At 73.7% G+C, this 12,179-nt stretch carries 11 protein-coding genes; 4 read left to right on the top strand and 7 right to left on the bottom strand.

Annotated elements, in window-relative coordinates:
* Positions 1 to 6: 6 nt before the first annotated feature.
* From ACWCXC_RS15395 to ACWCXC_RS15380, 4 genes are read right to left on the bottom strand one after another with little or no spacing between them, the layout of a single operon-like run.
* Complete coding sequence (locus ACWCXC_RS15395) at positions 7 to 2,574, bottom strand: MMPL family transporter (RefSeq protein WP_450889087.1); 2,568 nt, start codon at positions 2,572 to 2,574, stop codon at positions 7 to 9.
* Positions 2,571 to 3,500, bottom strand: coding sequence for a class I SAM-dependent methyltransferase (locus ACWCXC_RS15390; RefSeq protein WP_450889085.1), 930 nt, complete (start codon positions 3,498 to 3,500; stop codon positions 2,571 to 2,573). Before ACWCXC_RS15390 ends, ACWCXC_RS15395 begins: the two co-directional genes overlap by 4 nt.
* 2 nt (positions 3,501 to 3,502) lie before the next feature.
* Positions 3,503 to 4,018 (bottom strand): hypothetical protein, encoded by a 516-nt coding sequence (locus ACWCXC_RS15385; RefSeq protein WP_450680410.1) that lies wholly within the window; start codon positions 4,016 to 4,018, stop codon positions 3,503 to 3,505.
* Between the two features lie 4 nt (positions 4,019 to 4,022).
* Positions 4,023 to 5,243: an aminotransferase class I/II-fold pyridoxal phosphate-dependent enzyme gene (locus ACWCXC_RS15380; protein ID WP_450680411.1), complete on the bottom strand. Its 1,221-nt coding sequence runs from the start codon at positions 5,241 to 5,243 to the stop codon at positions 4,023 to 4,025.
* A 573-nt stretch (positions 5,244 to 5,816) separates the two neighbouring features.
* Here ACWCXC_RS15380 and ACWCXC_RS15375 point away from each other — a divergent pair.
* From ACWCXC_RS15375 to ACWCXC_RS15360, 4 genes are all read left to right on the top strand, one after another.
* Positions 5,817 to 6,329, top strand: a complete 513-nt coding sequence (locus tag ACWCXC_RS15375; RefSeq protein WP_450889082.1) for a TetR/AcrR family transcriptional regulator — start codon at positions 5,817 to 5,819, stop codon at positions 6,327 to 6,329.
* Positions 6,329 to 6,655, top strand: a complete 327-nt coding sequence (locus tag ACWCXC_RS15370) for a DMT family transporter (protein ID WP_450680413.1) — start codon at positions 6,329 to 6,331, stop codon at positions 6,653 to 6,655. Before ACWCXC_RS15375 ends, ACWCXC_RS15370 begins: the two co-directional genes overlap by 1 nt.
* The gene (locus tag ACWCXC_RS15365; protein WP_450889080.1) at positions 6,655 to 7,119 is read left to right on the top strand and encodes a DUF5360 family protein; all 465 of its coding nucleotides are present in this window, start codon (positions 6,655 to 6,657) and stop codon (positions 7,117 to 7,119) included. The genes ACWCXC_RS15370 and ACWCXC_RS15365 overlap by 1 nt, the downstream gene beginning before the upstream one ends.
* A 75-nt stretch (positions 7,120 to 7,194) precedes the next feature.
* Positions 7,195 to 9,603: an endonuclease/exonuclease/phosphatase family protein gene (locus tag ACWCXC_RS15360; RefSeq protein WP_450889078.1), complete on the top strand. Its 2,409-nt coding sequence runs from the start codon at positions 7,195 to 7,197 to the stop codon at positions 9,601 to 9,603.
* Between the two features lie 30 nt (positions 9,604 to 9,633).
* On the opposite strand, the gene ACWCXC_RS15355 is transcribed toward ACWCXC_RS15360, so the two are convergent.
* The 3 genes from ACWCXC_RS15355 to ACWCXC_RS15345 are packed head-to-tail and all read right to left on the bottom strand — an operon-like array spanning position 9,634 to position 12,072.
* On the bottom strand, positions 9,634 to 10,575 hold the full coding sequence (locus ACWCXC_RS15355; RefSeq protein WP_450889076.1) for an alpha/beta fold hydrolase: 942 nt from the start codon (positions 10,573 to 10,575) through the stop codon (positions 9,634 to 9,636).
* A 19-nt stretch (positions 10,576 to 10,594) separates the two neighbouring features.
* Complete coding sequence (locus tag ACWCXC_RS15350; protein ID WP_450889074.1) at positions 10,595 to 11,842, bottom strand: beta-ketoacyl-[acyl-carrier-protein] synthase family protein; 1,248 nt, start codon at positions 11,840 to 11,842, stop codon at positions 10,595 to 10,597.
* Positions 11,839 to 12,072 (bottom strand): acyl carrier protein, encoded by a 234-nt coding sequence (locus ACWCXC_RS15345; RefSeq protein ID WP_450680418.1) that lies wholly within the window; start codon positions 12,070 to 12,072, stop codon positions 11,839 to 11,841. Before ACWCXC_RS15345 ends, ACWCXC_RS15350 begins: the two co-directional genes overlap by 4 nt.
* Positions 12,073 to 12,179 lie beyond the last annotated feature (107 nt).

Raw genomic sequence — 12,179 nt, 5'->3', positions numbered from 1 at the left:
GCCCGGTCATCCGCTGCCCGAGGGGGCGGCGGCGCGGCGGCGGCCGGGCAGCGGCGGCAGCCACCAGTTGTACGTCCGCAGCAGCATCAGCGAGGCCGGGACGAAGAGCATCCGGATCACCGTGGCGTCCAGCAGGACGGCGAGGCCGAGCCCGGCGCCGTACTCCCTGAGCATCAGCGTGGACGACAGGGCCATGGTGCCCAGGCTTCCGGCCATCACCAGCCCGGCCGCGTTGATGACCCGGCCGGTGTCGACGACGGCCTCCATGGTCGCCTCGTCCTGGTCGAGTCCGCCCCGGATCAGATCGCGTACGCGGGTGACCAGGAAGATCTCGTAGTCCATGCCGAGCCCCATCATCAGGACGGTGAGGAAGATCGGCAGGTCGTCGATGATCGCGTCGCCGCGCCAGCAGGCGAAGATCAGCACGGTCAGTCCGATCGCCCAGACGTTGCTGAGCATGATCGTGGCGATCAGCCGGACCGGCACCAGCAGCGAGCGCAGGGTGATCACCAGCATGACGAACACGCCGAGGCTCACCAGCAGCACCATCCGCCAGAAGCTGGAGCTCAGGGCGGCGCCGTACTGGCGGTCGACCTGGGTGGCGCCGCCCAGGTCCAGGGTGCCCACCGCCGCGCCGTCGCGGGCCAGGACGGTGTCCAGGCGCTGGACGGTGCGGGCCGCCGCCTCGGAGTACGGATCGTCTTTCAGGGCCACGACGAAGCGCAGCGCGCCGTCCTTCGAGGCGTAGTCCTCGGTGACGCCCGTGCCCGCGGCGGCCAGCCGGTCCGCGCTCCAGCGGGTGCCGAAGGGGTGGCTGAGGGAGTCGACGGAGGCGACGCCGTCGGTCGCCGCCAGGGTGTCGGTGAGGCGGGCGACGGCGGCCAGGCCGCCGGGGGTGGGCCGGCCGTCGTCGAGGATGCCGTCGGCGGCGCGGCCGGTGACGATCGTGGGCAGCACCGCCGCGTCGCCCCAGGTGCCGGCCACCGTCTCGTACCCGGCCCGGGAATCGGTCGCCGGGCTCAGCGCGACCGGGTCGGACGTGGAGCGGTTGCCGCTCACCAGCAGGGCGAAGGGCACGGTCGCGACGAGGAAGAGCACCACGATCGCGGCCCGGCGGCGGCGGGCGAACTCGGCGGTGCGGCGCAGATGCCGGGCCATCGCCCCGTGGCGCTCAAGATCGGAGAGGGGGGACCGGCCGAGGGCGAAGAACCGGTCCCCGAGCAGGGCCAGCAGGCACGGGGTGAGCGTGAGGGCGGCGGCGAGCACGATGGGGATGCCGAGGAGGCCGCCGTAGCCGAGCGGCGGGATCCAGTCCACCGGGGAGAGCAGTGTCGCCCCGAAGGCCAGGGCCACGGCGACGGCCGCGAGGACCATGCTCTCGCCCGCGTGCACCGTGGCGTGCACGGCGGCTTCCCTCGGGCTCCGTCCGGCCAGGCGTTCCTGCCGGTAGCGCGAGGAGAGCAGCATGCTGTAGTCGACGCCCGCGCCGAGCATGACGAACTGCATGATGGTGACGGTGAACTGAGTGAGCGTCACCTCGCGTCCCAGCAGGTTGAGCGCGGCCTGACTGACGTTCATCGACAGGCCCACGACCGCGAGCGTGAGGACGGCCGGCACGAGTGCCCGGAAGAAGATGAGCAGGACGACGAAGATGATCACGTACGCGACCGACTCCATCAGCGCGTTGTCGGACTCGGCCTTCTCGTACGTGTCGTGGATCAGGGCGAGTTCGCCCGTGACGTGCACCTCGACTCCGGCCCCGGCGCGTTCGGCGAGGGTGCGGGCGGTGTCGCGCAGCCACTCCACGTCCGGGTCGCTGCCGGCCTTGTCCGTGTAGCCGACCGAGGCGAGGGCGGCCGTGCCGTCGGGGGCGACGAGCCGGTCGACAAGTTCCTTCGGTACGTCGAGGGGGAACGCGGACCAGTCCGCCTGCCGGGCGAACCGGGCGGCGACGGCGGTGACCGCCGGGGCGTCGGCCGCGGCGACCGCCTCCCGGGCGGGTCCGGCGAGCGCGGCGGGGACCGCACCCCGCCGCACCTCGGCGTCGACGGCCGCGCGCCGGTCCGCCTCGGTCGTCGCCCCTGCGCGGACGCGCTCGCGGACGCCCGTGAGGAACCCGGCCGCGGTGTCGCGGTAGACGGTGAACGCGGAGGAGGTGCGCTCGACCTCGCCGTCACGGCGCAGGGCGGCGATCCGGGTGTCGAGGTCGGCCAGCAGACCGCGCACCCCCGGGGTGCGCACGTCCTTGCCCTGGACCACGACGACGACCTCCCGCTCGGAGCGGTGCGGGAAGGACTCCTTGATCCGCGCGTCGGCGCGGGCGCTGCTGGTGCCGGGGACGACCTTGGAGGCGCCCTGGTCGGTGAGGACGTCGGTGAGTCCGGTGGCCGGCGGGGTGCAGGCCGCGATGGCGACGGCCCAGGCAGCGATGACGAGCTTCGGGTGGCCGACCAGAGCGTGCGCGAAGCGGCGCAGGGCCTTCTGGAGCCGGCCGTCGGGAGCCGCCTGCGGGCCGGGCGGGGGGCCGCCGGCCCGGGAGGGCGGTCCGGCGGTCGTGGTGGCGGCGTCGCTCACGCGGCACCCGCCGACTCGTTCGCCGGGGTGCGGTCGCCCCGCCCGGCGGCGGGTCTGCCGCCGGCCACCACGACGAAGGTGTGCTCGATCTCCAGGGTGCCCTCGCGGGCGAGGAGTTCGGCCAGGGCCGCCTCGACCCGGTCCAGGACGAGCTGTTCGCGCGTCTGGTCCACGGCGGTCTTGAAGCCGGCGGCCGCGCCCGAGCGCTGCACCCACTCCATGACGTCGGCCGGGGTGTGGGCGGGGATCGTCTGGGACCCTTCCCGCCGCACGTCCACGGTGAGGTCCGCCTTGGCGAACCAGCGCGCCACGGTGGCGGCGTCCTTGGGCAGCGAGACCCGCACCATGCTGGTGAGCAGCGAGGGGTCGTCGGCGAAGACGCGTTCCAGGCCCTGGGTGAGGGCGTGGTGGGCGTCGGCGCGGGTCTCGATGACCAGGACCCGGCCGCCGGGGCGCAGCACCCGGCGGATCTCGGTGAGCAGCCGCACCGGCTTGGCGTAGCAGATGGCCCAGCCGACGACGACCAGGTCGGCGGAGCCGGCGGGCAGCCCCTGGACGTAGGTCTCCATGTCGCCCTCGCTCAGCTCCACCCTCAGCTCCGGGGTGCTGCGGACGAGCGGGTGCACCTTCTCCCGGGCCACGCCCAGCATGCCGGGCGATTTGTCGACGGCCCGCAGCGAGCCCCGGCCCCCGAGTCTGCGGACCAGTTCGGCCGTCAGATGGCCGGTGCCGCAGGCGAGTTCGACGACGTCGCTGCCGGGGGCCACGGTGACCTCGTCGAGGGCCGCCACGGAGTGGCCGCCCATGACCGGGCTGAAGAAGGTGTCGTAGTCCGAACTGGCCGCGTCGTAGTCCGCGGTGGGGTCGGCGTGGGCCCCGCTGAGGGTCAGGCGCAGCGCTCGTGCGGCAAGACGCAGTCGGCTCATGGTCAGGCTCCTTGGTCGGTGGTTCGGTCGGTCGGGGGCGTGGCGGTCGGGAGGAGGAGCAGCAGGGCGACGGCGCAGAGGCAGGCGCCGGCCGCCGCGCGGGCCTGCGGCGGCCAGAGCGCGCCGAGCGCTCCCCCGGCGGCCAGCGCGGGCCCGGCCCGGACGCAGGCGCGCAGGGCGGACGGGGCGAGGGCGCGCAGCAGGCAGCCGGTGGCGAAGACCGCCGCCGGGACCCCGGCGAGCAGCACGGCCGCGGCGGTGCCCGTCGCCGCCGGGGTGCCGGGCAGGGCCAGGGCGGTGCCGAGTCCGAGCAGTGCGGCGGCCAGCGCCCCGGTCAGCCGGGCGGTGGCGAGCCGCGCGGCGAACCGGCAGCCGAGCGCGCCCGCCGCCGCGCAGACGAGCAGTGCGGCGAGGACGGATCCCGTCCCGAAGCGGTCGGCGCAGGGGCGTACGTACGCGGTGGCGATCACCCCGGCCGCCGCCGCCACGGCCGGGAGGGCGCCGGTGGCGGGCCGCACCGGATCAGGCCGCGGTGGCCGCTGCCGCGGCACGGTGCCGGGGGCCGCCGGCCGGGACCTCGGCGGCGAGGGCCTCGACGACCCGGTCGAGCTGTTCGGGGGTGTGCGCCGCCGTGTAGCTGGTGCGCAGCCGGGGCGAGGCGGCGGGCGGGATGACCGGGTTGACGTACACGCCGCGTTCGACCAGGCGGTTCCAGGCGGTGAGGGTCTCCGTGGCCCCGGCCATCGGGACGGGGACGATCGGGGTGGGGCTGTCGCCGGTGGGGATGCCGGCCCGTGCCAGGCCTTGGCGCACCCGGGCCGCGTTGGCGAGGACCCGGCCCACGCGATGGGGTTCGGCGCGCAGCACCCGCAGGGCGGTGAGGGCGGTGGCGGTGCTCGCGGGGGTGGGCGAGGCGCTGAACATCAGGCTGCGCGCGTGGTGCTTGAGGTAGTGGATGGCCTCCTCGCTGCCGAGCACGGCTCCGCCGATGGAGGCGAGGGACTTGCTGAAGGTGACGGTGATCAGGTCGACCCGGTCGGTCAGTCCGAAGTGGGCGGCGGTGCCCCGGCCCTCGGCGAGCACCCCGAGGCCGTGGGCGTCGTCCACGAGGAGCCGGGCGCCGTACTCGGCGCAGACCTCGACGACGGCGGGGAGGTCGCAGAGGTCGCCCTCCATGGAGTAGACGCCGTCCACGACGACGAGCCGGGCGGCGTCGTCGGGTATGCGCTCCAGGGCGGTGCGCAGCCCTTCGGCGTCGTTGTGCGGGAACCAGCGCATCCGGGCGCCGCTGAGCCGGCAGCCGTCGATGAGCGAGGCGTGGGCCTCCCGGTCGGCGACGACGTAGTCCCGGGGCGAGAGCAGTCCGGCGACGGCACCGAGGTTTGCCTGGTAGCCGGTGGGCAGGACGAGCGCGGCGGGTTTGCCGAGGAACGCGGCGAGTTCGGCCTCCAACTGCTCGTGGAGGTCCGTGTTGCCGTTCAGGAAGCGGGAGCCGGTGCAGGAGGTGCCGTACCGGCGCAGGGCGTCCTCGGCGGCTCCGACGAGGCGGTCGTCGCCGGTCAGGCCCAGGTAGTTGTTGGAGCCGCACATGATGAGCTCGCGGCCGGCGCGTCGGACGACGGACGCCTCGTGCCCGTCGAGAGGGAGAAAGTACGGGTACATTCCCGCGCTCATCAGATCGGAGGCCGCACGGTATTCGTCGAGCCGGTCGTAGACGTCGGGGAATGTTAATCGAGCGTTCACGAAACTCTCCCACCGGAATGCGGGCACGCCACAGGCGCCCGCCTCATTCGGATGTTCCAGAGAAAAGGGCGATCATGTCCTGGGCGCATGCCGAGGACATATCGCAAGAACTCGAAAACGAGCCGTCACCTGGTCCGGTGCGTCATTCCCGGACGCGCGAGCGCGACGGATCGACGCTGATCCACCGGAATGCGCTCGCCGTGGTCGCTCAACCGGGGCTCGGGAGCACCCGGGAGTCGCCGTTACCTCTCGGACGAACCGTGAACCATTCAAATCCCCCCGTTTGAAAGATCACTTCAGCCGCTTTCCGTGTCCGAACCGGCCCCATCGAAAAGAACGTAGGCAAGTCGCCGACGCCATGTCAACCCGCGCCCGGAGCGCCCGGACGTCGGCATGGAATTAACGGTTCCGATTAATGGAGCCGCTTTGCCCCACCCTCGGAACACCCCCCGGAACCCTCCCGGGAATGGCCTCGGGCGCCATGCTAGCCTGCATTCGACCGTCCAGACGGTCGGACAATGCCGAAAGTCGGAGAAACGGGGCCCGTCGATGCATGATCGAATCCTTGACGCAGTGGAGAGCGTGCTGCTGAAAAGGGGCATCGACGGGGTCCGGCTGGACGCCGTGGCGGCCGAGGCGGGGGTGAGCAAGGGCGGGCTGCTGCACCACTTCCCCACCCGCCAGGCCCTGGTCGAAGGGGTGGTGCGCCGGCTCGTCGGCCGCTTCGAGGCGGTCCTGCCCGGCGAGGACGCCCCGCCCGGGGCCTTCACCCTGGCCTGGCTCGACGCCTCCATCCCGCCCGAGTCCCCCGAGGACGACGACCCGACGAAGGGCTCAGTCCCGGTCGCCCTGTTCGCCGCCGCCAACGGCCCCGCCGTGCTCGACGTCCTCCAGGAGCGCTACCGCGCCTGGCAGGAGCGCCTGGACCGGGACGGGCTGCCGCCCGGGGTCAGCACCCTGGTCCGGATGGCCGTCGACGGCTGGTGGACCGCCCGGCTGCTCGGTCTCGCCGACCCGCGCGGCGAGGACCACCGCCGGCTCCGCGCCCTGGTGCGCGGGATGATCGAGCCGGCGAAGGGCGTCTGATGGGGTTCGTCATGGTGGCGGGCGCCATCGTCTCCGAGGTGATCGCCACCCTCTCGCTGCGCGCCTCGCACGGACTGAGCCGGCCGTGGCCCACCGTGGTCGTCGTCCTCGGCTACGCGGCGGCGTTCGTCCTGCTCGCCCAGGCCCTCAAGAGCCTGGACGTCGGCCCCGTCTACGCGGTCTGGTCCGGTCTGGGCACCGTGGGTGCCCTGGTCGGCGGGGTGCTCCTCTTCGACGAGCAGCTGCGCACGGCGACGGTGGCGGGCGCGGGGCTCATCGTGCTCGGGGTCGCCGTGATGTATCTGGGCGGAGGGCTCTCCCACTGATGGCACGTCCGGCCGCCCTCGCCTCCTGCCCGCCCCGGCGGCCCTCCGCCCTCGGCACGGTCAAGGCCACCATGCTCGTGACCGATCTGGGGTTCGCCCTCTACTGGGCGACGGCCCTGCTCGGCCTCATCCCCGCCGAGCTGGCCTACAAGGACTACACCGACCCGGTCATGACCGACTGGAACTACTCCTTCCTCCCGCTGGACGCCGCCGCGAGCGCCACGGGCCTGGCCGCCCTGGTCCTCGCCCGGCGCGGCCGGCCCGGACAGCACACGCTCATGACCGTCTCGCTCACCCTGACCAGCACCGCCGGTCTCCAGGCGGTCGCCTTCTGGGCGCTGCGCGGCGACTGGTCGCCCACCTGGTGGATCCCCAACCTCTTCCTGCTGCTCTTCCCGGTCCCGGCGCTGTATCTGACCGCCCGCGCCCGGTCCGGACCGGATCGGACCGATTCCTGGAATTAACCTCTGATGCCTTGTCATCGGCTGTTCTACGCGCATAGCTTGTGCACCCTCACCACACTCTGAGGGGCAGTTTCCGTGCGTATATCCAGACACCGTTCCGTCCTGCTGGCCGGCGCGGTAGCCGTGACCCTCTCGGCGACCGCGCTGCCCGCCGCCTTCGCCGCTCCGTCCTCCACCGTCGTGATCTCCGAGGTGTACGGCGGCGGCGGGAACTCGGGCGCGACGCTCACCCGGGACTTCGTCGAGCTGGCCGGGGTCGGCTCCGGCGCGTTCGACCTGTCCGGGTACAGCGTCCAGTACCTGCCCGGGGCCCCCTCCGCGGGTTCGCTGTGGCAGGTCTCGGCACTGAGCGGTTCGGTCGGCGCGGGCGGCCGCTATCTGGTCGCCGAGGCGGCGGGGACCGGCGGCACCGTCGCCCTGCCCACCCCGGACGCCACCGGCACCGTCGCCATGTCCGCCACCAGCGGCACCATCGCCCTGGTCTCCGGGACCACCCCGCTGACCTGCAAGACCGCGGCCGACTGCGCCGCCGACACCCGGATCGTCGACCTCGTGGGCTACGGCTCCGCCGTCGTCCGGGAGGGCAGCGGCCCCGCCACCGGCGCCTCCGCCGCCGCCTCCGTGGCCCGCCCGGCCTCCCTCGCGGACACCGACGACAACGCGGCCGACCTCGCCGCGGGGACGCCCACCCCGGTCAACGCGGCGGGCGAGACCTCCGGCGGCGGCGAGGGCCCCGGCGAGCCGGGCAATCCGACCGAGCCCGGCACCGTGCGCGTCCACGACATCCAGGGCACCACCCGGGTCTCTCCGCTGGACGGCAAGGCCGTCACCGGCGTCCCGGGCGTCGTCACCGCCGTCCGCACCTCGGGCTCGCGCGGCTTCTGGATCCAGGACACCGCTCCGGACGCCGACCCGCGCACCAGCGAGGCGGTGTTCGTCTACACCGGCTCGGCCGACGCGAAGGTCGCGGTGGGCGACGCGGTGCTGGTCAGCGGAGTGGTCGACGAGTACTACCCCTCGTCCACGACCCAGTCCGTCACCGAGATCACGGCGCCCCGGGTCACCGTGCTGTCCTCCGGCAACCCGCTGCCCGCCCCGGTGGTGCTCGACGCCGCCTCCGTACCCGCCGCCTACAGCCCGACGGCGGGCGGCGGTTCGATCGACGGACTGCCGCTGAAGCCGTCCGCGTACGCCCTCGACCTCTACGAGTCGCTGGAGGGCGTCCGGGTGCGGATCGCCGACACCCGGGTCACGGGTGCGACGACTGCGTACGACGAGATCTGGGTGACCGTAGCCCCGGAGCAGAACCCGACCGCACGCGGCGGAACGCTCTACTCCTCCTACACCGACCAGAACAGCGGCCGGATCAAGGTGATGTCGCTCGACACCGGCCGCCCCTTCCCGGTCGGCAACGTGGGTGACGTGCTGTCGGGGCCCACCACGGGCGTCATCGACTACGCCTCGTACGGCGGGTACAACCTCCAGGCCACCGAGATGGGCACCCTCACCGACCATCACCTGGAGCGGGAGGTCACCCGGCGGCAGAAGGGCGGCGAACTCGCCGTCGCCACGTACAACGTGGAGAACCTGGACGCGCTGGACGACCAGGCCAAGTTCGACACGCTCGCCGGGGGCATCGCGGTCAACCTCTCCTCCCCCGACATCGTCTCGCTGGAGGAGATCCAGGACGACAACGGCGCGGTCAACGACGGCACGGTCGGCTCCGAGGCCACGCTGAAGCGGTTCACCGACGCGATCGTCGCGGCGGGCGGGCCGCGCTACGCCTGGCGGTACGTCGCCCCGCAGGACGGCCAGGACGGCGGGGAGCCGGGCGGCAACATCCGCAACGTGTTCCTCTTCAACCCGGAGCGGGTCTCCTTCGTGGACCGCGCGGGCGGCGACGCGACGACCCCGGTGGCCGCCGTGCCGACCAAGAAGGGCGTGGCCCTGTCGGTGTCGCCCGGCCGGATCAACCCGGCGAGCGCCGCGTGGGCGGACAGCCGCAAGCCGCTGGTGGGCGAGTTCCGCTTCCACGGCAAGCCGGTCTTCGTGATCGGCAACCACTTCGCCTCCAAGGGCGGCGACCAGCCGCTGCACGGCCGCTACCAGGAGCCCTCGCGCAGCTCCGAGACCAAGCGGATCCAGCAGGCGACCGAGGTCAACGCCTTCGTCAAGTCCCTGCTGGCGGCGGACAAGTCGGCCCGGGTCATCACGCTCGGCGACCTGAACGACTTCGCGTTCTCGCCGACGGTCTCGGCGCTGACCGACGGCAAGGTCCTCAAGCCGCTCATCACCACGCTGCCCGCGGACGAGCGGTACAGCTATGTGTACGACGGGAACTCGCAGACGCTGGACCACATCCTGACGAGCCCCGGCATCCGCCGGTTCGACTACGACGTGGTGCACATCAACGCGGAGTTCGCCGACCAGGCGAGCGACCACGACCCGCAGATCGTGCGGGTCACGGTGGAGGGCCGCCCCTGATCCACCGGAGCGGGTCCGGGGCCGGGGCGCTCAGCGGGCGTCCCGGCCCCGGACCGCCGGCGGCGCCGCGTCCGCCGCGCGCGGACGCGGCAGCGGGGCGACGGGGCGCAGCGCGGCGGCGCCCTCCAGCGGGCGGTCGGTGAAGAAGCGGGTGATCAGCTCCGCCACGTCCTCGGAGCGCTCCAGCACCACCCAGTGGTCGGACTCCCCGATCGTCAGGAAGCGGCTGCCCTCGATCGTCGCGGCGAAGGCCCGTTGCCGTTCGGCGGAGGTCACCGTGTCGTGCTCGCCCGCGAAGACGAGGGCGGGCACCCCGCTCAGTCCGCCGGAGAAGTCCGGCCGGTGGCCGAGCGCCCGGATCAGCGAGCGCTCGGCGTGCGGGGACCGGGTCAGCGCCTGCGTGAACGCCCGGCGGACATAGCTGCGGGTGAGGGCCCTGCGGTGGACCGGCCGCTCCGGGTCGGTGCAGAGCAGCACGTCCGAGGCGAGCACGGCGAGCCCTTCGGCGTCCCCGGCCCGCAGCCGGGCGACCGCGGCCGCCCATCGCTCGCGCTGCGCGTCCCCGATGTGGGCGGGCACCCCGCCGAGCGCCAGCCGGGCGATCCGGCCGGGGTCGCTGCGGGCGCAGCCGAACGCCATCGTGGTGCCGTAGGAGAAGCCGAAGAGGTTGACGCGTGCGGCGCCGAGGTCGTCGAGGACCCCGGTGACCGCCTCGCACAGGAGGTCGTCCCCGTCGCCGCCGGACGGCAGCGGGTCCGCCTCGCCCGCGCCGGGCAGGTCGATGGTGACGACGTCGGCGTACGGGCCGAGGTGGGCGTCCATCTGCGGCCAGCCGTGGATGCCCTGGAGCGCGCCGCCGAGCAGGACGACCGGTTCGGTGCGGGGCTCGGGGCAGCGCAGGACGCGGTAGCGGTAGCGCAGTCCGCGCACGGTGAGGGCGCGGACGGTCTCGTCGGGCGTGGGCAGGGGCATGGGGTGGGGGTCCCGTCGGTCAGGCCCGGGTGAGGATCAGCGCGGCGTTGTGCCCGCCGAAGCCGAGCGAGGTCTTGGCGGCGGCGTCGAACACGGCCGGTCGGGCCTCCTTGCTCACCACCTCGACCGGGATCTCGGGGTCGGGGGCGTCGAGGTTGGCGGTGGGCGGGACGAGCTGGTGCTGGAGGGCGAGGACGGTGAGGGCGGTCTCGATGCCGCCGGCCGCTCCGAGGGTGTGCCCGGTCATCGCCTTGGTCGAGGTGATCAGGGGGTGGTCGCCCAGGACGCGGTGGAGCACGGTCCCCTCGATCAGGTCGTTGGCGAGCGTCGAGGTGCCGTGGGCGTTGACGTGGCCGATGTCCGTCGCGGTGAGTCCGGCGTCCGCGAGCGCGGTGCGCAGGGCGCGTTCGATGCCGAGCCCGTCGGGGTCGGGGGCGACGGCGGAGTAGGCGTCGCTGGAGGCCCCGTAACCGGCGACCAGGGCGCGGACGGTGGCGCCCCGGGCGGCGGCGTGCTCGGGGCGTTCCAGGACGAGGAGTCCGGCGCCCTCGCCGACGACGAAGCCGTCGCGGTGGGTGTCGAAGGGACGGCAGGCGGCCTGCGGGTCGTCGCGCCGGGTGGAGACGGCCTTGAGGCGGCAGGCGCTGGCGATGAGGAGCCGGGAGCAGACGGATTCGGCGCCGCCGGCCACGACGATGTCGCAGGCTCCGGTGCGCAGCATCTGGTGGGCGGTGCCGATGGCGACGGTGCCGGAGGAGCAGGCGGTGGAGACGGCCTGGCTGGGCCCCTGGGCGCCGAGGTCGGTGGCGACGCTGCTGGCGGCCCCGTTGACGACGGAGAGCGGGGCGAGCTTCGGGGAGACGCGGCGGGCGCCGCGCTCGGTCAGGGCGGTGTGCTGTTCGTCGTAGAAGGGCAGTCCGCCGTGGGCGGAGCCGATGACGACGGCGACGCGTCCGCTGTCCCAGGCCGAGGGGTCGAGTCCGGCGTCGGCGACGGCCTCGCGGGCGGCGATGACGGCGAACTGGGAGAAGCGGTCCATGAGCCGCTGGGCGGCGACGCCGAGCACCGCCCTGGGGTCGAGCCCGGCGACGGTGTACATGAAGTCGCAGGGCAGGTCGTGGAGTTCGGTCCGGTGCGGGACGTGGGGGGCCTGTTGGGCGGAGGTGACCCCGTGCCAGGCGGCGGCGGCCGTGACGCCGGCCGAGGTGACGAGCCCGATGCCGGTGACGGCGGCGGCGAACGGCGCGGCCCGGTGGGGGGCGGTCATGCGGCGGCCCGTCCGCGGACCGCCTCGACGAGCCGGCCGACGGTGTCGCGCGAGGTGAGCTGGACGTCGTCGAGGTCCACACCGAGCCGGTCCTCGATGAGGAGCCGCAGTTCCTCCAGGGCCAGGGAGTCCAGCCGCAGCTGACGCAGCGGCACCTCGGGGCCGATCGCCACCGGGTCGGTCCCGAAGTTCGTCACCAGCAAGGTGCGGATCTCGTCTGCCGTGTTCATGGGGGCACTCCTGCCTGTCGTACGCGGTGACGCCTTGCCGCGTGCGGTGTGAGTGCCGTCGGGGGACGCCGGCCGGTCCGGAGGAACCTTTTATACGCCCTGTCGGA

The sequence above is a fragment of the Streptomyces sp. NPDC001515 genome (assembly GCF_053597115.1).
This window is presented reverse-complemented; position numbering and strand designations above follow the sequence as displayed.